At 43.8% G+C, this 23061-nt stretch carries 17 protein-coding genes, 2 tRNA genes and 2 pseudogenes; 9 read left to right on the forward strand and 12 right to left on the reverse strand.

What is annotated here, in order from left to right; all coding sequences use genetic code 11:
* Positions 1–118: 118 nt before the first annotated feature.
* The gene (adhE, locus tag AB4513_RS13690; RefSeq protein ID WP_009848718.1) at positions 119–2827 is read right to left on the reverse strand and encodes a bifunctional acetaldehyde-CoA/alcohol dehydrogenase; all 2709 of its coding nucleotides are present in this window, start codon (positions 2825–2827) and stop codon (positions 119–121) included.
* Between the two features lie 640 nt (positions 2828–3467).
* Between adhE and AB4513_RS13695 the strand changes: the two genes are divergently transcribed.
* Both AB4513_RS13695 and AB4513_RS13700 read left to right on the forward strand, forming a co-directional pair.
* Positions 3468–4106 carry a YchE family NAAT transporter gene (locus AB4513_RS13695; RefSeq protein ID WP_004734056.1) on the forward strand — a complete coding sequence of 213 codons (639 nt, stop codon included), beginning with the start codon at positions 3468–3470 and terminating at the stop codon, positions 4104–4106.
* Between the two features lie 148 nt (positions 4107–4254).
* The gene (locus tag AB4513_RS13700; RefSeq protein WP_102257969.1) at positions 4255–5097 is read left to right on the forward strand and encodes an ion transporter; all 843 of its coding nucleotides are present in this window, start codon (positions 4255–4257) and stop codon (positions 5095–5097) included.
* A gap of 138 nt (positions 5098–5235) precedes the next feature.
* Here the strand turns inward: AB4513_RS13700 and asd are convergent, their stop codons facing one another.
* Complete coding sequence (gene asd, locus AB4513_RS13705) at positions 5236–6354, reverse strand: aspartate-semialdehyde dehydrogenase (protein ID WP_102257906.1); 1119 nt, start codon at positions 6352–6354, stop codon at positions 5236–5238.
* A 500-nt stretch (positions 6355–6854) separates the two neighbouring features.
* Between asd and nhaC the strand changes: the two genes are divergently transcribed.
* Positions 6855–8291 (forward strand): Na+/H+ antiporter NhaC, encoded by a 1437-nt coding sequence (nhaC, locus tag AB4513_RS13710; protein ID WP_009848687.1) that lies wholly within the window; start codon positions 6855–6857, stop codon positions 8289–8291.
* Between the two features lie 96 nt (positions 8292–8387).
* On the opposite strand, the gene AB4513_RS13715 is transcribed toward nhaC, so the two are convergent.
* From AB4513_RS13715 to yejK, 4 genes and pseudogenes are all read right to left on the reverse strand, one after another.
* Positions 8388–9566: a chemotaxis protein gene (locus tag AB4513_RS13715; protein ID WP_102257907.1), complete on the reverse strand. Its 1179-nt coding sequence runs from the start codon at positions 9564–9566 to the stop codon at positions 8388–8390.
* Between the two features lie 76 nt (positions 9567–9642).
* Positions 9643–10014: pseudogene (locus AB4513_RS13720) on the reverse strand (Hpt domain-containing protein); the annotation flags it as partial.
* A 386-nt stretch (positions 10015–10400) separates the two neighbouring features.
* Positions 10401–11187: pseudogene (locus tag AB4513_RS13725) on the reverse strand (Hpt domain-containing protein); the annotation flags it as partial.
* Between the two features lie 96 nt (positions 11188–11283).
* Positions 11284–12288, reverse strand: a complete 1005-nt coding sequence (gene yejK / locus AB4513_RS13730) for a nucleoid-associated protein YejK (RefSeq protein ID WP_009848690.1) — start codon at positions 12286–12288, stop codon at positions 11284–11286.
* Positions 12289–12372: 84 nt separating this feature from the next.
* Between yejK and AB4513_RS13735 the strand changes: the two genes are divergently transcribed.
* The 3 genes from AB4513_RS13735 to AB4513_RS13745 all read left to right on the forward strand — a co-directional run bounded on the left by AB4513_RS13735 (position 12373) and on the right by AB4513_RS13745 (position 14653).
* Positions 12373–12600 (forward strand): YejL family protein, encoded by a 228-nt coding sequence (locus tag AB4513_RS13735; protein WP_004734063.1) that lies wholly within the window; start codon positions 12373–12375, stop codon positions 12598–12600.
* A gap of 27 nt (positions 12601–12627) precedes the next feature.
* Positions 12628–14424 (forward strand): DUF3413 domain-containing protein, encoded by a 1797-nt coding sequence (locus tag AB4513_RS13740; RefSeq protein WP_009848691.1) that lies wholly within the window; start codon positions 12628–12630, stop codon positions 14422–14424.
* 138 nt (positions 14425–14562) lie between these two features.
* Positions 14563–14653: transfer RNA gene (locus tag AB4513_RS13745), tRNA-Ser, on the forward strand.
* A 429-nt stretch (positions 14654–15082) separates the two neighbouring features.
* Here the strand turns inward: AB4513_RS13745 and AB4513_RS13750 are convergent.
* The 3 genes from AB4513_RS13750 to AB4513_RS13760 form a co-directional block, all read right to left on the reverse strand.
* Entirely contained in the window at positions 15083–15226 is a 144-nt protein-coding gene (locus AB4513_RS13750) for a hypothetical protein (RefSeq protein WP_157044877.1), read from the reverse strand.
* Between the two features lie 78 nt (positions 15227–15304).
* Positions 15305–16489 (reverse strand): NnrS family protein, encoded by a 1185-nt coding sequence (locus AB4513_RS13755; RefSeq protein ID WP_009848693.1) that lies wholly within the window; start codon positions 16487–16489, stop codon positions 15305–15307.
* A gap of 32 nt (positions 16490–16521) precedes the next feature.
* Entirely contained in the window at positions 16522–16965 is a 444-nt protein-coding gene (locus AB4513_RS13760; RefSeq protein WP_009848694.1) for an Rrf2 family transcriptional regulator, read from the reverse strand.
* A gap of 325 nt (positions 16966–17290) precedes the next feature.
* On the opposite strand from AB4513_RS13760, the gene AB4513_RS13765 reads away from it, so the two are divergent.
* A tRNA-Ser gene (locus AB4513_RS13765) sits at positions 17291–17381 on the forward strand.
* Positions 17382–17446: 65 nt separating this feature from the next.
* Here the strand turns inward: AB4513_RS13765 and AB4513_RS13770 are convergent.
* Positions 17447–18367, reverse strand: coding sequence for a histone deacetylase (locus tag AB4513_RS13770; RefSeq protein ID WP_009848695.1), 921 nt, complete (start codon positions 18365–18367; stop codon positions 17447–17449).
* Between the two features lie 261 nt (positions 18368–18628).
* Here AB4513_RS13770 and AB4513_RS13775 point away from each other — a divergent pair, with 261 nt between their 5' ends.
* Positions 18629–19315, forward strand: coding sequence for an SDR family oxidoreductase (locus AB4513_RS13775; RefSeq protein ID WP_102257909.1), 687 nt, complete (start codon positions 18629–18631; stop codon positions 19313–19315).
* Positions 19316–19322: 7 nt separating this feature from the next.
* Positions 19323–20324: a DUF3080 domain-containing protein gene (locus tag AB4513_RS13780; RefSeq protein ID WP_009848705.1), complete on the forward strand. Its 1002-nt coding sequence runs from the start codon at positions 19323–19325 to the stop codon at positions 20322–20324.
* A gap of 53 nt (positions 20325–20377) precedes the next feature.
* On the opposite strand, the gene AB4513_RS13785 is transcribed toward AB4513_RS13780, so the two are convergent.
* Together AB4513_RS13785 and AB4513_RS13790 are read right to left on the reverse strand one after the other, a co-directional pair.
* The gene (locus AB4513_RS13785; protein WP_009848706.1) at positions 20378–22354 is read right to left on the reverse strand and encodes a DNA topoisomerase III; all 1977 of its coding nucleotides are present in this window, start codon (positions 22352–22354) and stop codon (positions 20378–20380) included.
* A 127-nt stretch (positions 22355–22481) separates the two neighbouring features.
* Positions 22482–23030, reverse strand: a complete 549-nt coding sequence (locus AB4513_RS13790) for an NAD(P)H nitroreductase (RefSeq protein WP_009848708.1) — start codon at positions 23028–23030, stop codon at positions 22482–22484.
* Positions 23031–23061 lie beyond the last annotated feature (31 nt).

The following is a 23061-nucleotide window of genomic DNA, read 5'->3' on the forward strand; positions in this document are numbered from 1 at the left end:
AAAATAGACCTATTTCAATTCACATAAAAAAAGCCCCAACCTTTCGGTTGGGGCTTTGAATTTCCCGATAGATAAGTATCGTGCTAGCGAAAACCTATCTCAAACTAATGCTTACTTATTATGCGTTAGCTTTTTCTTTTTTAGCTTTTGGTGCTGCTTTTTCTTCAGCTGGCTTTTGGTCAGCTTTCTTCAAAATTACAGTCGTACCTTCAAAAGTTTCACCTTCAACGTATGCTTTACCGAAGTAAGACGTTGTTAGAACTTCTTTAAGCTCAGTGATTAGAGGGTAACGTGGGTTAGCACCTGTACACTGGTCATCGAACGCTTCAACAGCTAGCTCGTCTAGTTTAGCGATGAAGTCAGACTCGTTAACACCCGCAGCCTGGATAGACAGTGGGATGTCTAGGTCAACTTTAAGCTCTTCTAACCAAGTCAGTAGACGTTCAATCTTCTGAGCAGTACGGTCACCAGCTTGGCTTAGGCCTAGGTGGTCAGCAACTTCAGCATAACGACGACGTGCTTGTGGGCGGTCGTACTGAGAGAATGCAGTCTGCTTAGTTGGGTTATCGTTCGCGTTGTAACGTACAACGTTTGAGATAAGTAGTGCGTTTGCAAGACCGTGTGGTAGGTGGAACTCAGCACCAATTTTGTGAGCCATTGAGTGACATACACCTAGGAATGCGTTCGCAAAGGCAATACCAGCAATCGTTGCAGCGTTGTGTACTTTCTCACGAGCGATTGGGTCTGCTGAACCGTTTTTGTAGCTTGATGGTAGGTATTCTTTAAGCATCTTAAGAGCTTGTAGAGCTTGACCATCTGAGTATTCGTTCGCAAGAACTGATACGTAAGCTTCAAGAGCGTGAGTTACTGCATCGTAACCACCGAACGCTGTCAGAGACTTAGGCATGTTCATTACTAGGTTAGCATCAACAACAGCCATGTTTGGCGTGATTTCGTAATCCGCTAGCGGGTACTTAGCACCTGTTTTGTCGTCAGTAACAACCGCGAATGGCGTAACTTCTGAACCCGTACCTGAAGTAGTAGTGATACATACTAGCTCAGCTTTTTTACCCATTTTAGGGAACTTGTAGATACGTTTACGGATATCCATAAAGCGCATTGCTAGTTCTTCGAAGTGAGTTTCTGGGTGCTCGTACATAACCCACATGATCTTAGCAGCATCCATTGGAGAACCGCCACCTAGAGCAAGGATTACGTCAGGTTGGAAGCTCTTCATTGCTTCAGCGCCTTTCTCAACAACAGACAGTGTTGGATCCGCTTCTACATCGAAGAATACTTGAACTTCAATACCTTGCGCTTTCAGAATTTGTACTACATCGTCTGCGTAACCGTTGTTGAATAGGAAACGGTCCGTTACTAGGAATGCGCGTTTCTTACCTTCTAGGTCGCTCATAGCGATTGGAAGGCTGCCACGACGGAAGTAGATAGACTTAGGTAGTTTGTGCCACAACATATTTTCAGCTCGCTTCGCTACAGTTTTCTTGTTGATAAGGTGCTTAGGACCTACGTTCTCAGAGATAGAGTTACCACCCCATGAACCACAACCAAGAGTTAGAGAAGGTGCAACGTTAAAGTTGTACAGGTCACCGATACCACCGTGAGTAGTCGGGATGTTGATTAGGATACGAGCCGTCTTCATCTTGTCACCGAAGTAACGGATGCGATCTGCGTTTACGTCTTGGTTAGTGTAAAGACCAGATGTGTGACCGATACCACCGATTTCAACCATAGTTACTGCTTGAGCAACAGCGTCTTCGAAATCGTCTGCGCGGAATAGACCTAGAGTTGGAGACAGTTTCTCGTGAGCAAATTCGTCATCGTAAGAAACTTTACCAAGGCCTTCACCTACAAGTACTTTTGTATCAGCAGGAACTTTAACACCCGCCATTTCAGCGATTGCAGGAGCAGGTTGACCTACGATTTTAGCGTTTAGGTTGCCGTCGATAAGAAGAACTCTACGTACTTTATCTGCGTCAGCTTTAGATAAAACGTGAGCTTTGTGAGAAGCAAAACGCTCTTTAACTTCGTCATATACTTCGCTAACTACGATTGCAGCTTGCTCAGAAGCACATACAACACCGTTATCGAATGTTTTAGACATAAGGATAGATGCTACTGCACGTTTGATGTCAGCTGTTTCATCGATAACTACAGGAACGTTACCAGCACCAACACCGATAGCAGGCTTACCAGAAGAGTATGCTGCTTTAACCATGCCTGGACCACCAGTAGCAAGGATAAGTGCGATACCGTCGTGCTTCATCAGCGCGTTAGAAAGCTCTACAGATGGTTGGTCGATCCAACCGATGATGTCTTTTGGTGCACCCGCTGCTACAGCTGCGTCTAGAACAAGCTTCGCTGCGTCATTAGTTGAGTTCTTTGCACGTGGGTGTGGCGAGAAGATGATGCCGTTACGTGTTTTAAGAGAGATTAGAGATTTGAAGATTGCTGTAGAAGTTGGGTTCGTTGTTGGAACGATACCACAGATGATACCTACAGGCTCAGCGATAGTCATTGTGCCTAGGCTTTCATCTTCATCAAGAATGCCACATGTTTTTTCGTCTTTGTATTTGTTGTAGATAAATTCAGATGCAAAGTGGTTTTTGATAACCTTATCTTCAACAATACCCATTCCAGATTCAGCAACTGCTTGTTGTGCAAGTGGGATACGAGCGTGGTTAGCAGCAAGAGAAGCTGCGCGGAAGATTGCGTCTACTTTCTCTTGAGAGAATGTTGCAAACTCTTCTTGTGCTGCTTTAACGCGTGCTACTAGAGCATCAAGTTCCGCTAAGTTAGTTACAGGCATGGTGGATCTCCTAAAATAATAAATATTAAAAACTTTTTATTAATTTCGCTGCTTGCTTTTAACCTCAAACAACAACGTTCTTAGTAAATTGCTTTCAGGACTGAGTATATTATTTCACAGTGTGAAAAAAATTGACCCAGATCAGTTACCCAAAAAGAATTAACCAAAAAGTAGTAAGGCAATCGCAAAAACATGCTTAAGATGATGATTTATATAGATTAAAATCACATTTTTCGTCAGTTCAAAAAACAAGCAAACAGACAAGCTTTTTCTACATAGAGTCATAAACTGTAAAAAAGTTTCATTTTTAGTCAGTTAAATTACATGTATACAGCCATATTCGTGCTACTGAGAGTATATCCATACCGTTGCACGGGCTAGATTTTGACATAATTTTTATTAAATTCGTGCAGCAGTTAACAGTTACTCGACAATAAATTACAAAATGAAACACTAACAACCAACTCGCAACACCGCCAATACAAAAGTGATATTCAATTAGTTTTTCTAAAAATAATCCCCTATTTCAGGTTAGTTTTTTTCATTCGTGCAAATCCGATTTGTCCCTTACATTACGCGCTCAGACTATTCACCGAATCAAACCTTCAACCTTAAAATTCGCTAACTGGAGATCGCTCTCATGCAAGGCTTAGAACTCGCAATTTTTATGCAATTCTTCCTTGGGCTTGTTGCTGCCGTAAACCCAATCGGCATCATGCCTGTTTTTGTTTCCCTTACTGCACATATGCCGCCAGAAGAGAGGAACAGGACAGCCTTACAAGCAAATATTGCCGTTGCCGTTATCCTGATTGTGTCGCTTGTCGCGGGGCAAATGCTGCTTGATATGTTTAGCATCTCCCTGGATTCATTTCGTGTTGCAGGTGGTTTGCTATTATTGAGCATCGCATTTTCGATGATGAGCGGTAAGCTCGGTGAAGATAAGCAGAATAAACAAGAGAAATCTGAATACATCAGCAAAGAGCAAATCGGTGTTGTTCCTCTTGCGATGCCATTAATGGCGGGCCCCGGGGCAATCAGCTCGACCATTGTTTACGGATCTCGTTACCCTGCAGCCATTGATACTGTGGGAATTGGCATTAGCATCATCGCGTTTGCAACCTGCTCTTGGCTCTTGTTCCGTTCAGCACCAGTTATCGTTCGCTTTTTAGGTCAAACGGGTATCAATGTGATCACGCGTATCATGGGCTTGATTCTTGGCGCATTGGGCATCGAGTTCATCGCCAATGGCCTACGTAATTTGTTCCCAGGTTTGGCATAACGTTTAACGGTAATCCGTTGCTCTATAAAGGGCAACAATATTGCAATATAGATGAGGCGAGTAAAGCAATTGGGCTTTCACTCGCCTCGTTATTATGAAGCTTGTATAATGACTGTTAATGCATTTAACAAAAGATGAATCTCTCCTTATGTCACGCAAGCCACTCAAGCATCATTTGTACGTCATTATCTTTGGTACTCACACGCCAGCCGGACGTGCATTTGATATTTCTCTGATCGTTGCAATCTTGGCTTCGCTATTGGTTCTGATCTTAGAGTCCATCCCTAATGTCATGACCGAATGGTCACAGCAGCTGCGTTATATTGAATACACTTTTACTGCTCTCTTCACTCTTGAGTATTTGTTAAGGCTCTATTGTTCTCCGAAACCAAAATCTTATGCCACCAGCTTTTATGGTGTCGTGGACCTATTGGCGATTCTTCCGACCTACTTAGCGATCATCTTCCCAGGCGCTTCATTTATGGGTGTGGTAAGGCTGCTGCGTGTGATGCGTATCTTCCGAATCCTAAAACTGGTTCGCTACCTGCAAGATTCAAACATTCTGTTACGTTCACTTTTAATGGCAAGACGAAAGATACTGATCTTTTTCAGCACAGTTGGCATCTTAGTTGTTATCTTCGGCGCGCTTATCTTTGTTATTGAAGGGCCAGAAAATGGCTTTACAAGTATTCCCCACAGTATTTATTGGGCAATCGTAACCATTACGACGGTTGGCTACGGTGACATGATCCCTCAAACCGCGTTAGGGAAAGCGATCGCTTCTCTGACCATGCTATTGGGTTACTCTATTTTAGCGGTACCGACAGGGATTATTACTGCAGAGCTCAGCAATGAGATGAACTCGCACAAAGAGTTGGTAAAGTGTCCGAACTGTAACCGCGCCGGCCATGATTCGGATGCTATGTATTGCAAACACTGTGCGAGTGAATTGGCAGACCCCGACAAGCGTGTCATTACAGAAGAGAAATAAAAGCAGACTCGAGATGCGAAGAGGTTTAAGGGCAGTTTCGAGGGCCGAATAACGAGATATCAATAAACTAAAAAGGGTTGACGTTTATCGTCAACCCTTTCGGTTTATCAGCTAATAGAATTTAAGCAATCTTGCCGATTACGCTTTCTCCGCAAGGATAATGCGCAGAGTACGGCGTAGTGGTTCTGCAGCACCCCAAAGTAGTTGGTCACCTACCGTGAACGCATTCAGGAAATCGTTACCCATCGACATCTTACGCAGACGACCGACTGGTACAGACATTGTGCCTGTTACTTTCGCTGGTGTTAGCTCCTGCGCAGTGATGTCTCGGTCATTAGGAATCACTTTAACCCAATCATTGTGCGTCGCGATGATCTCTTCGATCTCGTCCATAGGCACATCTTGCTTAAGCTTAATCGTTAGTGCTTGAGCGTGACAACGCATTGCACCGATTCGTACACAAGTGCCATCAATTGGGATTGGCTGACCATCTAGGCCAAGAATCTTGTTCGCTTCAACGCCGGCTTTCCACTCTTCTTTGCTTTGACCGTTTTCACGCTTCACATCGATCCAAGGAATCAGTGAGCCCGCAAGCGGAGCACCGAACTGATCGGTTGGAAATGAAGATGAACGAATGGTATCAGCGACTTTCTTATCGAGATCAAGAATTGAACTTGAAGGGTTCGCTAACTCAGAACTTACGCTGTCGTTGATCACACCCATTTGTGAGATCAGTTCACGCATGTTCTTAGCGCCCGCACCTGAAGCGGCTTGGTAAGTCATGGCACTCATCCACTCAACCATGCCTTTCTCGTATAGACCACCCAAAGCCATAAGCATTAAGCTCACAGTACAGTTACCGCCTACGAAAGTATTAGTCCCGCCGTGGATACCTTGTTGGATTTGAGCCAAGTTAACAGGATCAAGAGTGATGATTGAATCCGCGTCCATACGTAAGGTAGAAGCCGCATCAATCCAGTAGCCTTTCCAACCTGCTTGACGCAGTGCTGGGTATACTTTTGAGGTGTAGTCTCCGCCTTGACAGGTAATCACCGCATCAAGCTGTTTTAGGCTATCAATATCAAAAGCGTCTTGAAGTAGACCCGCATCTTTACCACCCAAAACAGGGGCAGGAATACCAATCTGAGACGTGCTGTAATAAACAGGTTCAATCAAGTCGAAATCTTTCTCTTCAACCATACGTTGCATCAATACAGAACCAACCATACCGCGCCAACCAACTAGACCTACTCTCATCGCTCACTCTCCATGTATAAATTAAAAATTGCTCTCCCCCATCTATAAGTTTTTCAGAAACAGAACTCAAGTGCTTTTTGTCAAAAAGTGTAACTTTTTCGTTTCTTTTAAGTGAACGCAATGAATCGTGCAGTTATCCCTGTATCGACATTTAATATCCACCTCATTGATAAAACGCCCATTATCCTCAAATTCAAACATTTGCATCGCCAAAGCAGCTTAATCCCACTCGCGTCACAAACAGTAAATCCCTCTTTTTAATCAATACTATCCAGAATAATACTTCACAAAACGAAAACAACGCGCGACAAGTTTCAACATGTAAGAACCATGAATTTAACAATATTTCAGATAATGAAACCATGATTAACTGTGTTAGCAGTCAAATATCACAACTTGGATGTATTTTTTCGATATAATAAACTAATTACTGTAGTGTCCGTTTTGCACCACACACCATAACGAAGCACTATAAATGCTCGAAATCACAAGAGGCTTTTATGAAGCAGAGTAAAACTCGCCTACCGAACCTATTGCAGGTATTCATCGCGTTAGGATTATTTCTATCCCTTGCTTTTTCCTTTACTGCAAAGCTTGACCTTCCAATTCAACTTGCCTTGTATATTGGCTGGTTCATTATCATGGTTCTCGGTATTCGCCTTGGCCACGAATACAAAGACTTAGAAAAAGCGGCACTCAAAGGAATATCCAATGGCTTAGGCGCGGTTTTAATACTTTTAGCCGTTGGCGCTCTTGTTGGTACTTGGATCTCAGGCGGGATCGTACCTACTATCATTTACTATGGTCTGAAAGCTATCCACCCTTCTATCTTCCTTTTAGCGACCATGATTATCTGTTCTCTAACCGCATTGGCAACTGGTACTTCTTGGGGCGCTGCGGGTACAGCAGGTATCGCGATGATGGGTATTGGCCAAGGCCTAGGTGTTCCAGCACCGATTACTGCAGGTGCAGTGCTGTCAGGTTGTTACTTCGGCGACAAGATGTCTCCACTTTCTGATTCAGTGATTCTGGCTTCTTCAATGTCTGGTGTTGAAGTGGTTGAGCACATCAAGGGCATGCTGCCAGTTGCGTTAATCAGCTACGTGATTACTGGCATCATGTTTACTGCGTTTGGTTTTCACTACGCAGGTAACGTTGACATGAGCCAAGTAGATTCTGTCATTAAAGCAATGGAAGTTCAGTTCTACATCACGCCTTACTCATTTGTCCCAGTACTGATCGTGCTTGGTCTGTTGGCTTTCCGCATGCCTTCATTCCCGGTAATCAGCTTCGGTTCTCTGCTAGGTATTATCTGGGCAGTCATGATCCAAGATATCGATTTCCTAACGGCATTCAATACTGCTTGGGCACCGTTCTCTATCTCCTCTGGCGTAGAGTTTATTGACTCGATTCTTAACCGTGGCGGCATGTCTTCAATGCTTGGTTCGGTAGCGGTAATTGTGTTTGGTTTAGGTTTTGGTGGCTTACTGGATAAAGTGGGCGTATTAGAGACGATTGCTAAGGTGTTCGAGCGCCGAGTAAATAGCGCAGGCTCTCTAGCAACAAGCACGATCGGCACGGCTTTCATGGGTAACGTGTTCGGTTCTGCGATGTACGTATCGTTAATCCTTACGCCAAAAATCTGTGCGAAGAACTACGACCGTTTGGGCTACAAACGTAAGAACCTATCTCGTAATGCTGAGTTTGGTGGCACGTTAACCTCAGGCATGGTTCCTTGGAGTGATAACGGTATCTACATGGCGAGTATTCTTGGTGTCGCAACGCTCTCTTACGCTCCGTTCATGTGGTTGAGCTTCATCTGTATCCTCGTGACTATCGTAACGTCTTACATGGGTTGGTTCGTTGATAAATGTGAACCAACAGCACCAGCGCTTGAAACTGAAGAAGCCGCTGAACTGAGCAAGCAACAAGCTTAAGCTAAGGCTTTAGTGCTTAAGCACAAAAATGTTGATGATATAAATGCCAAAAGAGCGCTCTAGAGCGCTCTTTTTTGATCTACTTAATTACTGAATTTATTTGTTGGCGGTTCGTTTACCCAACCAATAACCGATGCCTAACGGTGCAAAGAACACCACCAAGATAAACAGGATGAAGTAAATAATCACACCTTTGATTAAGTCCATCAGTTTATCAATAGCGAGTACCACCACCTCTTGAGAGACGCGATCAAGATCTTGTGTAAACAGTTCCCTTTCAGAAGTCACAATGCCTGCAATTTCAATACGCTCTTTCGCAATCATCGCGACCAGAGCTTCTCTCTCTCGTGTCACCATTTTTTCTAAGGCTACACGTTCTTCAGTGAGCATCGCCAATTTTTGATCTGTCTTATCACTTAGGTCGTTGAGCAGAGGCTGCATTTCTGTCGACATAATAGAAGCCAGTGTTTGCATGTACTCAGGGTTATTCTCAATGAAGTCCTGCATGCTTGCTGATGTTTGACGAAGGCTTTCCAGCGTCATCGATAGGTCTTCACCCGTTAGCGAGCTATTCATCGCCACCAACTCAGCTTTCCACGTCATCAATTTCGGTGTTTGGTCAGCCATTAGGCTTAAGCGGTCTGATGCATCGCCCATCGCCTCCGGCATGGTACCTAGGCTTTGAACGATTTGAGATTCGTCTTTACCAAGGTAACTTAGCCATTCACGGTAAGCGGGTGTGCTTCTGAAGGTAAGATCTTTAAAAGGATTGCTCGCGGCGAACTCTGCGACGAATGCTTTGCTCTTTTTGAAATCACTTGAGCTCAATACACCCTTTGCTAGCTTCTCAGCTTCTTGGTCAAGAGAACGAGCAGTCTCTACCGCATTATCCGTCACGAACAGATCCGCACCATCGCCTTGGCTATAAAACTGATTCATTTGGGCTGTGAAAACCCATGAGTCAATTAATGCTGACATTGGGGAGGTTTGGTACGCTGCTTGTTGTAAGCCCTGCTCAGCATGGATCTTCCAAAGCAACACATAAGATTGATGTAAGGTGTCATCAGCAGGGTAAGATTGCGCAATGAGATCGGCCGAGTCTTCTACTCGTGTAAAAAACATCTTGGCGTATTCACGCGTCATGATCCGAGCCTGTAACTCTTGCTGAGTAAGAGGCGTCGTTTGACTATCTAGCTTAACTTCCAAAAGAGAACAACCACTTAGCACAATGCTAAGCCCTAACACGATCCAATTTCGACTCGAAACTCGTGACATATAAACCTCTGACAAAGACTAAGGGCGCGGATTGTATGAGCGCTTCGTCAGAGTATTGTCAAAAAACCTGTAAAAGTTAACGTTGGGTATTTAAATAGTCATGAGCAGAATCTACAGAGGCTTTTATCGCTAGCTCTAGTTCGGCTAAATCGTGCTCGCTGATGGCTCTGGACTGCTTCATTGTCATTTCAATAGTCGCTGCAATGATCGCTAACCGAGACGCTTTGATGCTGCCAGCCACACCTTTTAAGCTGTGCACAATGCGAGCAGCAGAGGTTTCATCCTTGGTGAGCAGAGATTTGAATCTGGTATAGTCATCTGCGTGATCTTCGACAAAGACCCCTAGCAACAATTCAACAGACTCGGTATCGCCATCAAGAGTCTCTAGCATCTCTTCAATATCAATCGCTGGCTTTGAATCCGTCACACTGGCAATGTGCTTCTCTGGCTCTTGCACTTGTTCTGGTGTTCGCTGAGTTGGGGGTTGCTGAATAGAGTTTTGCTGAACCGGAACTTGTGGAATAGGTTCTTGCAAAATCGGTTCTTGTGAAATAGCTTGCGGGCTTGTCGTACAAACACTCTGCTGTGGTTGGATATCAGAATGTTGACTCGCTGGCGTAATATCTAATACTGATGGGGGATTACTTGGTGGCGTCACCGCGGAAGAAGCAATATCGCTGTGAGAAACAATATTATTGCGAGCAGCAGTATCGTTACGAGAAGACGTATTGTTACGAGAAGACGTATCTTTGTTGGAAGTAGAGAGAGCATCGTCCTGACTTGAATCGATGACTGGTTCCGGTCTGAGTTCTTGGTCTACTTCTTTCATCGATTTTTGGGACCTAACACTCCACAACACTAACGCAATCATTGCCACTAAGCTTAACCCTAGCATGATCAATAATAGGTTGTATTGACGTTCATGGAACTCAGCTTCAAGTTTAATGATCTGTTCGTTTACTGAATTCTTCTTAATTTTATCGACTAAATAATTGAGCTGAGCGTAATCACTCAGCAATGCTGAAGCATCAGCCAGTAATTGTTGGAGTGCATCTTGCTCTTCGGATTTTAATGAATAAGATTTTTCAAGTATAGAATCAAAGGCGCGATAAGTTGCTGATGAACTTTGGTTATCGGAATACATCGCTTCAAAAACGACGACACCAAATTCGTTGAGTAGCGGCTTTAACTTAGGGGAAAGTTGTGTATCTGTGCGTAACACTTTGATGTTATCGACGATATCTTGCACCTGACTTTCTATCGGAATGAATTCATCAAATTTTTCTAAAAATTGATCGGCAACGTAAAGCAGTTGGTTCACATCAGGACGAAACAAGGCGTGTTGGAAATCAGATTCTATCTGCAGTCGGATCGAATAAACCAATTGAGCATCGAGTGCTAAATCATTAATGCGAGAGACTCGCAGCGGCTCAGAGAAATAAAGCGATTGCCTCAATTCATTAACGCGAATACCGAGTTCTTCAATTTGAGCGAGCGAGTGAGAGTAAGAACGGCTTAGATTAAGGAGAGCCAGTGAAGGAAGTAGCCACAGAGCCAAGAGTGCAACCAAAAAAGTTGCGGGTCTTTTAAAGCGATTGGGCTTTGCTACTGATTGTTCCATCGATATTCCTTGTTCATGCGAACTCTAAACCATTATGTTGCTAAACATAAACAAGCGACAACAACCTGCTGTCGCATGCTACCTAATAACTTCGTACTATGACTTATTGCGAGTCAGTTGATCACGTAAGTTCGGTGGCGTCCCTTTAATGGTTAGCGTGTCTGTCTCTGGATCGTAGAAGATACGCTCACCTAAAAGCAGACTATCAAAACTAACATTCAAACCGCCACCAGCACCAACAAATTTTGTTAGTTTACGCATAGTTGCGCGGTCTGCTGGGAAGCTGTCTTCTAACTCATAACCTTGCTCACTAGTATAGTCAAAGAAGCTTGTACCATCTGTGCTTGCTGGCAATTCTCCAGAAAGTTCACGAACTTGAACTTCATCACCCGCTTTAAGCTGTTCGTTACAGTAATCCGCAACTTGTTTTTTATAGCTGATCGCTTCCTCTTTCTCTAACTTAGAGTCAGAAACAAAGTCTTCTACCGCTTGCATCAATACTTGGTTTTGCTGCTTAGCATCCAAGCCTACTTCTGCTTGAAGGAAGTCTAAGAAGAAGTCAGCGACTTTACGACCAACGCGCCCTTTAATATAAGTAAGGTAACGGTTTGACTCTTTGTCTGTGTCGTATGTTGAAAGATCAAGGCGCGCAACAATATCCATCTTCGAGATATCCAGGTAATCCGTCGCACTAATATCTAGCCCTTCGGTCACTTTCAAACTTTGGTTAGAAGGCAGTAGTCCGATGAAAAGGTAGTCTGTCGCCAGTGATTGATATTCAGCCAGTACCAAAGTGCCTTCATCAGCAAAAGGATACTTTGAAAGCTCATCTTTTAGACGTAGCGCACTTTTTTGAGAGAAATCATAAAAACTTTGTTCTCCAGCTCGAAATTCATGCAACGACTGCTGGAATTCGCTGTCGGATTTGAAAGAACCAAATCCTTTACCTGCTTTTGAATTAAAAACTCGGTGAAGTTCAGCGACTAGGTTTTCAGATGCAGTATCGTTTTCTAGAGATTCAGCACGATAGTTAACAATCAGCTCTTCCTGATCGTTCTTGCTTAGCTGGTGTAAAATTACGTTGGAAAGGTGAAGGCTCATAGCGAAAATATTACCGTTCAGGTTTCAGTTGTTGTGCATAGTAGGTTATCATAAGCCGCTTTTACTATCATTATTAGAGTCCTTATGCCGATTATATCTAAATACACAGATGATCAAGTTGAAAAAATCCTAGCTGAAGTAGGTGCTGTACTGACTAAGCACAAAGCTTCACCTGAGCTTTCATTGATGATCGCTGGAAATATCGCAACCAATGTCTTAAATCAGAACGTTGCTGCTTCACAACGCAAAGGAATTGCTGAAAAATTTGCCGAAGCTTTAATTTCTTCTCTTGAAGATAAAAAGTCTCACTAAGTTTGATTGACGGAAAAAGAATTATAAATGGTAGACAGCGCAAACTCATATAGCGATCGTGTATCTCGACTGGTAGGTTGGGGCCACTGGTTTGCATTTTTCAACATCATTGCTGCGATGTTGATTGGTACTCGTTATATTACTCAATCTGCTTGGCCGGAAACCCTATTGGGTCAATTCTATTTGGCTGCATCATGGGTTGGTCATTTTGGATTTTTGGTGTTCGCGCTCTATCTATTAGTGCTGTTCCCACTCACTTTTATTCTTCCGTCGAGGAAGTTATTACGTTTGGTTGCCGTTATCTTCGCAACCATAGGTTTAACTGTCCTACTGATTGATACCCAAACGTATCAAAATATAAACCTCCACCTGACACCTGTCGTGTGGGAGGTTTTATTCAGTGGAGAGGAGTCTGCACTCACTTCTGATTTGCAGCACCTCTTCATTGTAATGCCACTAATCTTCTTATTGCAGCTAGGTCTGTCTGAGTGGGTTTGGCGTAAGCAACGTAAACTGTCTCATAAACACATTGGCCGTCCTATTACTGCCGTCTTCTTCTTGTGTTTCATCAGCAGCCACTTGACCTACATGTGGGCTGATGCGTATTTCTACAACCCAATTACAAGCCAGAAAGCGAATTTCCCACTGTCTTATCCTATGACAGCAAAAAGCTTTATGGAAAAGCATGGTCTATTAGACCGTGAAGAGTATTTGCAGCGTTTAGAAGCGAACCAAGAGAACGTAAACTTAGTTAGCTACCCGCTAGAAAAAATTCAATACAACCGCCGCAGTGCTGATCTTAATATTCTACTTGTGAGTGTGAATAATCTTCGCGCTGATGCACTCAATAGCACTGCGATGCCAAGCAGCTATGCCTATGCACAACAATCGATCAACTTCACCAATCACTACAGTTCAAGTAACGACATGTTTGGTATTTTCGGATTGTTCTATGGCCTTCCTAGCAGCTACGCAAGCAGCATCAAAGCACAAGGTTCGAGCGCAGTACTGCTCGATGTGCTAGATCATCACAATTATACACTTGCCGCTTTTAGCGGTGATGACTTTGACGACGCCCTTTACCCGGAAGTCATCTTCCGAGGCCGTGATGCGCTCCCAGAGCAAGCAACAGATGATGACCAAAGCGCAATACAAGCTTGGTCTGAATGGGTTCAATCACCACAAGCAAAAAGCCCTTGGTTTAACTTTATTGAGCTAACAACGCTCGATAACTTCTCTAGTTACGAAACAGATGTGACGTTGACTACCGCTGAACGTTTTACTGCAGATTACCAAAAATCGACTCAAGCGGCTGATGTTCAGTTAACGAAAATCTACGCAGAGTTGGAGCGCCTAGATCTTCAAGACAACACAGTGGTTATCATTACCTCTAACCACGGTACTGAATTTAACGAGACGAAAACCAACAGTTGGGGCGCAAACTCCAATTACAGTCGTTACCAACTACAAGTGCCTCTGTTCATCAAATGGCCAGGTAAGTCAGCATCTGAATATACTCACCGTTCTAGTCACCTAGATGTGTCAGTCACGCTAATGCAAGAGCTATTAGGTGTATCTTCGAACCCTACAGATTTTAGTAGTGGACGTAGCCTGTTTGATGAGCGTAGAAGAAAATGGATTCTTGCAGGAGACTCACGTGAACTTGCTCTTGTTACTGACCAACAAACAACGGTGTTAGATAAGTTTGGTAACTACAAATTGTACGATCAGAATTACAAACGTCTGAAAGATGTAAGCCCTCGCTTGCCAGTGTTGATGCAAGGCCTTACTGAGTTACAGCGGTTCTATACCAAAAATGACTAAATGATCATCAAAAAGAAAAGGGAAGCCAATGGCTTCCCTTTTTTATTGCCGTGAATGATTAGAAAACAAGCAACAAAACAAAATTATGAAAATTAAGGGTTTACAAGACCCTCTGCCCCTTATATTATTCACGCCACTGGAGGGATGGCTGAGTGGTCGAAAGCACCGGTCTTGAAAACCGGCAACCGTTAATAGCGGTTCTAGGGTTCAAATCCCTATCCCTCCACCACATTTAAGAAAGCCGCTGAGAAATCAGCGGCTTTTTTGCATCTAGCGTAAAGTTAATCGAATCTAAGAGTCAGTTAGTCAACCAGTCAAAGTCCTTAACTATCGGAATCTGACTTAAACCTGTTTATCACGGCAACTTCAAGCCTATTACCGCTCTGTTGTATTTAAACATATAGCATAGGTAACTGACTCTTTACCTTTAAAACCTATCGAAATTCGACGTCACTGTTGCAACAAAACATCCCTGCCAATAAACATGTAGACCTACGCCACCAATGCATGACCAAGTAACTTGAAGAATTGGGGGATGTTTATTGGAATAGTGCCCTAGGTTTCTTCAGGTTCTCATTGTGAATACATAACGATAAAAAAATCCAGAGGCTTCATCGAAGTCTCTGGATTTTTAAATTTGGCTTGAGTGCAGATCTAATTAAGCGTTTTCTTGCTTAGTATCTTGCTGCTCTGCTTGTTTTTTTTGTTCAGCTTCATTTGCTTTTTCTTCGTGGTTTGAACCACCACATCCGCCACAACAGCTCATAATTATGCTCTCTTTGATTGTATTTAAGTAACTCATTAAGGTCATAATATTAAAGATGTATTTTAAATGCAACTTTAATATTAGCCAAATTGGCTGCTTGGTGTCTTGAGGTATTTAAGCCCTTGGTTTTATTAAAATTGGTAAGTACAACACAACGAAACAACTGTACGCGACAACCCACAGAGCACTCGATAAGGTGATGATAGAGACAATATTATTGGTAAAGTATCCACCAAATACTCGAACAATAAAGGCAAAAACAATGGCAATTAACGCCGCAGTCATTATTTTACCAATCGCAATAGCTCGACCTGTATGTCCTAGAGAGACGCGTGAGATCATTGATAAGATCATCACCCCCATTCCACCCACGGTTAAGGCATGAATCGCTTGTGATTGTGTGACCAATGACGAAATGATCGAAACGCCATACAAGACCAATCCTAACGAAATGGCCCAGTAGCTTAAGTGTAAAGACCACACAAGAGGAGTCTTAAAAGCGACCCATATTTTCCACCTTACCGCCCTAACCGCATTTGCCAGGCCACTGACAATAAACACGCTAGCAACGATATCTTGTGGAACTGGAAGTATCTGAAAGCTCAACACAACGGCGAAAATCGTGCTCACGATGCTCAGCTTTTCAAGCCATGGTAATGCAGGGGTTCGTGGTGTCTGTGTGCCATTCGCGGTAAACATAGGAAAGACTCGTCCACCCATAATGCACATGACTAGAGTCACCAACAGCACCATGCTTGTGCTAGCTTGTGAAATTAAGATTGGCTGCTGAAATAGAACACCATAGTGCATCGCCGCATTGGCAAAAGTCATTAGCAGCAAAATGGGAACGAACAATAGATTTCGCCAAAGTTTCACACTGACAATATTGTGAGCAAGATAAATGACAGCGACAGGCAAAAACAGTAAATCGAGCCCAGCCACCAACCAAGGGCTAAAGGCATTAGGTAGGAACATGGCTATTCTCGCACACAGCCAGATAACCAGAAGTATCATTAACCCGCGTCCGTTAATACTACGGACACCCGTCCAGTTTTGTACGGCCGTCAGTAAAAAGCCAACCACGACAGTAGCTGCAAAGCCAAATAACATTTCATGAATATGCCACCACATTGCTCCGCCATAAACATTCAGAGTTGCGCTACCATTCCAAAACGCGGCCCAACCAACTAGAGCTGCAACGCTAAAAAGTGATGCAAACAAAAAAAACGGTCGAAACGCGAGCTCAAAAAATGCCGTCATTGAAACGCCATTGTTAGGGGGTTGATTTAAATCTTTCATCATCGTAAACCTAGTGAGTAAACAAAACTTACTTAAATAACGTCAACCGCCAAAAGTTGCCCTAGTTTGTAGCTGTGCCCTTCGCCGAGGAGATCTTGCAAGCTATAAGCGTCTAAGCATTTGTAAAAACACTCTTGAGCTTCAGCAAAGATTGTTTTCAATTGGCAATTTGGTGTAATAACACAGCTATTATCTTCGCCAAAACATTCAACCAAGTTACGTTTGTCTTCTAACTCTCGAACTAACGTACCTATGTTGATCTGACTTGGATGGCAACTGAGTTTCAAACCACCATTTTTTCCTCTTGTAGCGATCAGGTGCCCTTTGAGGTTGAGTTGCTGAACGATCTTCATTAAGTGGTTTTTAGAAATACCATAACTGTTAGCAATGTCGCCGATGGTGCTAAGAGATTGGTTGTTGATCGCTAAATAGATCAGAACGCGTAGGGAATAATCAGTGTAACGTGTGATATGCATGTTGGGATATTTCACTCTATAAGATGTATTTATTATGAATCTTATGAGTAATAAAGGCAAGTTAACCTAATGAGGAGTAGTGGCTAAGCACCAAGAAGCTAAGGCTGCGATCTTAATGACGTTTCTCACATCTGTTGTATGAGATCCTATCTCCATCTTCCTTTCTCAAACGAGATCTAATCCTCTAAGTCGAAGCGATCAGAAACATTTTTCGATATATTTTCACTCTGACAATATAAAAACACACAAACTTGTTCATAAAAAAAGCAGTCAGTTAATAAGGGTATTTACAAGCGAATCACACCACTATATTATTCGCGGCACTGGAGGGATGGCTGAGTGGTCGAAAGCACCGGTCTTGAAAACCGGCAACCGTTAATAGCGGTTCTAGGGTTCAAATCCCTATCCCTCCACCACATTAAAGAAAGCCGCTGAGAAATCAGCGGCTTTTTTGTATCTGGAGATCACACAAGCTCACCACTCAACTGCTGACAGTAAATGCGGCCTTCAATAACTGCATGTGAATCGGCACCAGATCTTGATGTTCAGTTCGATATCCGCCACCGACTACACACGCCATTGGAATAGACTCTGATTTCGCTAATTCAATCATGAAACAGTCGCGTTCAAATATCCCTTTTGTCGAAACATTCAAATAACCCAGTTCATCGTCTTGATGGATGTCGATCCCCGCGTCATAAATAATGAGATCAGGTTGGTGATGCGCAATCGCCAACTTGGTGACTTGTTCAAAACAACGTAAGAACTCTTCATCTTCTGTTTCACGACTTAATGGCACATCTAAATCAGATAACGGTTTACGCGCAGGAAAATTTTTGTCGCAGTGGAATGACAAAGTAATAATCTCATCGCTCTCTTGGCAAAGTGTCGCTGTACCATCGCCATGGTGAACATCACTGTCGACGATCAGCACTTTATCTATATGCTCAAAGGTTAATGCGTGCTTGGCCGCCAAGACCAGATCATTCAACAAACAGAAGCCACTGCCAAAATCTCGGTGCGCATGATGATAGCCACCGCTGAGATGAATCGCTAAACCACTCTCGATGGCCATTTCAGCGGCCAAGCAGGTTCCACCACTTGAATAGAGTGTCCTTTCTATAAGCTGTTCACTCCACGGAAAGCCGATACGTCTCATTTTTGCTGCTGGCAAATTTCCAGAAACTAGCAAATCGACATATTCACCATCGTGTACCTGCTTTACTTGTTCTACCGAAACAGGCATTGGCTGGAACATTTCGAATGCATTACCCCATTGTGGATCGCTATCCATTAGCGCCTCAACAGCACTGTGTAACAACAGATATTTGTTGATTGGGTAACGATGACCTTCTGGTAAAGGTAACTGCGAATAGATTGGGTGGTAAATTAAAGGAATCATAATCAAGTAAATTGCGTATCTTTCTCAAAATCATAACAGTCTCAGACTTGGCGACAACCCTAATTAATAATAATAATTATCATTACCTTTAATTAGTTCCAGAGACAACAATGAAAAACGTAATACTCATCTGTGGTGTGATCTGCGGCTCGATGGCAGCAGTAATGATTTTTGTAGGAATGCTAATAGCCAGTTGGTGGAGCGTTGATTTTCTCGTGTTAAGCCATCAAACTTAACTAATTGAACTGAAAAGGAATCACCATGAGCGTTATTTTTATTACTGGAGCGAACCGCGGCATTGGCTTAAGTCTGACTCAACAATACTTGAAAGGTAATCACAAGGTGTACGCAACTTACCGTGACGCCAATTCAGCAAAAGAACTGCTCTCTCTCGCAGACCACAATAGCAACCTGACCTGCATTCAATTAGAGATCACCGATTACCAAGCGGTGAGCCACCTCAATTCGCAAATAGAGTCGATTGATATTTTGATCAACAACGCTGGCTACTATGGCCCTAAAGGTTATGGTCTGGGTAATACCGATGTCGAAGAGTGGCGCCGTGTATTCGAAGTCAACACCATTGCTCCATTGAAGCTTGTCGAGACTCTATTACCTCTTATCGAAAGTAGTGACGTCAAAAAGATCGCCTGTCTTTCATCTAGAGTGGGTAGCATGTCTGAAAACACATCAGGCGGAGGCTACATCTATCGTTCATCTAAAGCGGCTCTTAACTCAGTTGTGAAGAGTTTAAGCAACGACTTGACCGATAATGGCTTTACAGTGTTAGCGTTACATCCTGGTTGGGTACAGACGGAAATGGGCGGCCCTAATGCTCTTATTGATACAGAGACTTCGGCTCAAGGCCTTGTGACTGTAATAGAGTCATCGAATACTGAAGTGAGTGGTCACTTCTTCAATTTCGATGGTAGCGAAATAGACTGGTAGCCGTCACATGGTTCGCCGCGTGATCTCAAGCTTACTCGTACGTTCAACACTGTTGTGTCTAACAATGGTGCTCACTGGATGTTTCGATGACAGCCCACAGAACTATTTCGACGACTATCAGGCCAAAATCGCCAACGTGCAAGATGCTGACGAGATACAGGAAGACTGGGAGCTCGACAGCTTACCGAGAAAGCGAGAACTGTTTATTGAAGTTCCTTCGCTCTCTATCGGGCTTATCGACAGCTATCAACTTCGACAATGCGGATTATTCAACCTGATTGCAGAAAGAAACTCCGTACTTGGAAAAGTCGCCGACGAGTTCCGAAATTACGATTATCAAGTCGCTCTACTGGAAGGTGTTGGTCAATGTTTATCTAATAACGAATTAGATCCAGAGATCGTAGAATTACTCAAAGAAATCGAGCAGCAGAAGCTCGCACAATTTCCACTGCACCAATGGAATCTCATCTATGCCAGCGATGCAATGCAGTCTCAGATGCGTGGTAGTCAGTGGTTACACGCTGATATCGGCGATCAGGTACGACAAACCAGTGATGCCTTAGAATATATCAATCAAGCGTTAAACGTTCCGCTCGTTTCGGGAAAGACTACTGAGGTTCAAGAAGTATTAGAAAAGAGCTCTACGCTCGGTGATTTATACTACTCGCTCACGCGAGCTTCGGCCGAACTTGATACCATCACCAAACAGCTGACAACTTTTAATCACAATATCATCTGTGGTAAACAACGAGACACGACCAAGTTTCGTTATCTCAACAATGTGTTCGAGCAGCAATATATAGGCAAAGTTCAGCCGTACATAGCGCAATTAGATGGCTACTATCAGCAGTTAGCCCCGCAACTTGGTATGTTTGACGCGCAACCTGACCTACACAGTTATTACTTTCCCATCAAAGATGCGCATAACGCCTTTCGATCATCCACTCGCCGCCATGTCGACTATTGGCAACAGCTGTTTAAGCGCTGCGGACGCAAGGTCGGACGTTAATTCCAGTATCGCCAATAAACAGCGGTTTGTTCTCAGTACCTAACTTTTAGTACCTAGCTTTTAGTGCCTTTCTTAGCATACGTCCCTTTCTTGGCATAAGTTTTCTTCGCACCACCGCCTTTACGACGTTTAAAAGCCGGTCTTTCGACTTTAGGAAGATGACGCAAAGATTCAGGGACTTCACCCGTTTTTACCTTGCCCATCAAGCCGTCGATCTTGCTTTCTAATTCTTGCATGAAGGGCTGATACGCTTGGTTTCGTTCAGCCATACCTTGTAACTGATGCTCCCAGTGAGCGGTCATATCGGGAAAGGTCGAGTCCTCAGGTAAGGCATTAATCAATCCTCTTCCCGCCGGGCTACTGTGAATGCTTTTACCCTGTCGCGTTAACAGTTGTCTCTTGAACAGAGTATCGAGAATCCCCGCACGGGTTGCTTCTGTGCCGAGGCCATCAGTCTCTTTCAAGATAGCTTTGAGGTCTTTATTTGCCACAAAGCGTGCAATACCGGTCATCGCTTGTAACAAGGTCGCTTCGGTAAAGTGTTTTGGTGGCTCGGTTTTCTTATCGCCAATCACGCCTTCACGACAGGTGAGCACAGTCCCTTTATCTAGCGGTGGAACAGTGTCAGTACCATCACCTTTATCTTCGGTGTCCGTTTTGCCCATCAACACTTTCCAGCCTGGGTTGATAAGCTGACGCCCTTTCGCGATGAACACACCACCAGCGATATCAAAAACCAACTTAGCATCCGCAAAAACAGCCGGTGGGTAGAACTGCATCAGATATTGGCGGGCAATTTGCTGATAGATTTTCATCTCATTAGCAGATAGGCCATTCACCGCTGATTTCTTCGGCGTTGGGATTATCGCGTGGTGAGCATCGACCTTACTGTCGTTCCATGCTTTGGATTTAAGAGAAAGATCCGCGCCTTGCGCACCACTTTGCAGCTCTTTCGCATTATTGGCGATAGCATCGACTACCGACTCTCGTTGCGAATAATGATCTTTAGGTAGATAGCGGCTATCAGAACGTGGGTAAGTGATGAGTTTGTGTTTCTCATACAATGACTGACAAGTGTCGAGTACCTGTTGAGCGCTCATACCAAAACGCTTAGACGCATCAATCTGCAGAGCTGACAGCGAATAAGGGAGTGGTGCCGCTTGTTTGCTTTGCTTTTGCTCTGATTCCGTCACCGTTGCAGGCTGATTAGCAATTCGGTTAGCGACATTCTCAACCAGCTTTCGATTGAGTACGCGGCCTTCTTCATCTTGCCAAGGTTTACATGCTTCGCTTGGTTTCCAACGTGCTCGAATATCAAAGCTCTGGCCGTTGTTTTGATAAGGGATCAGCGCATGCAGAGTAAAATAATCTTTCGGAATGAAGTTTTCGATCTCTTCATCACGCCTTACGACCAAACCAAGTACAGGCGTTTGCACTCGCCCTACCGACAACACGCCTTGGTAACCCGCCTTTTGACCTAACAAGGTATACGCGCGAGTCATGTTCATGCCATACAGCCAATCGGCTCTAGAGCGCGCCAATGCAGAAATAGAAAGTGGAATAAAATCGCGGTTACTGCGCATTTGAGAGAGCGCACGCTTTACCGCTGGCAAGTTCAAGTCACTAATAAGTAACCTGTCCATCGACTCTTTCTTAGTCTTAGACACCTTGCAATAATCAATCACTTCATCAACCAGCAGCTGCCCTTCTCTATCCGGGTCACCCGCATGGACAATTTGGGTCGCGTCCTTCAATAGCTTTCGGATCACAGTAAGCTGTTTGCTGGAAGTCTTGCGCGGTCTCAGCTGCCATTGCTCCGGCACGATAGGAAGATCGGCTAAGTTCCACTTCTTATAACGGTCATCATAAGCGTCTGGCTCAACCTGCTCCAATAAGTGTCCAATACACCAAGTCACCACATCCCCATTGCCACATTTGATAAACCCTTGGTCTTTCTTCTGTGGATTAGGCAATGCAGCGGCGATCGCACGGCCGAGGCTTGGTTTTTCAGCAATAATAAGACGAGACATGTTTTTCCAGATGCAACAAACAATTAGGGCCACATTATCTAATGTGGCCCTAATAAATCAAGAAAAACTGGTTGTTTATACAGTTAACATTCAACAATTCGTTGTATAGCTATTTTCCTGACGACATCTATAAGAACTCGACGAACTTTGAGAAGTCACGCTCTGGCACTTTCATTGGCGTACAGCCCGGAGTACCTAGGTATAGGAAACCAACAATTTCATCGTCGCCTTCTAAGCCGAAAGCTTGGTGCACTTCAGGGTGGAACATCCATTTACCTGAACGCCAAAAACCTTGGAAGCCTTGTGCAACTGCGGCCATTTGCATTGCTTGCGCAGCACAACCCGCAGACAGGTGTTGTTCGAATGCTGGCACTTTTTCGTGCTCAGTTACCTTTGCGATGATAGTGATCACCATTGGAGCTCGAAACGGCGCTTTTTTAACTTTCTCAATGACCGCTTCTTCGCTCTCGTCAGCTTGTGCTGCACGAACCAAAATATCAGAGAGCTTCTGTAACCCTGAGCCTTGTGCGATAACAAAGCGCCATGGTGTCAATGCGCCGTGGTCTGGAGCACGTAAGCCCGCTTTAATGATATTTTCTAACGCCACACCTTCAGGTGCCGGATCAGAGAGTTTTGCGATTGAGCGCCTGTTGAGCAATAGATCCAAAGCATCCATTTGAAGTCCTTACTAATTTTTATTGTTTGTA

Origin of the sequence: Vibrio sp. 10N.222.54.E6, from assembly GCF_041473955.1 — a bacterium.
GTDB lineage: Bacteria > Pseudomonadota > Gammaproteobacteria > Enterobacterales > Vibrionaceae > Vibrio > Vibrio tasmaniensis_A.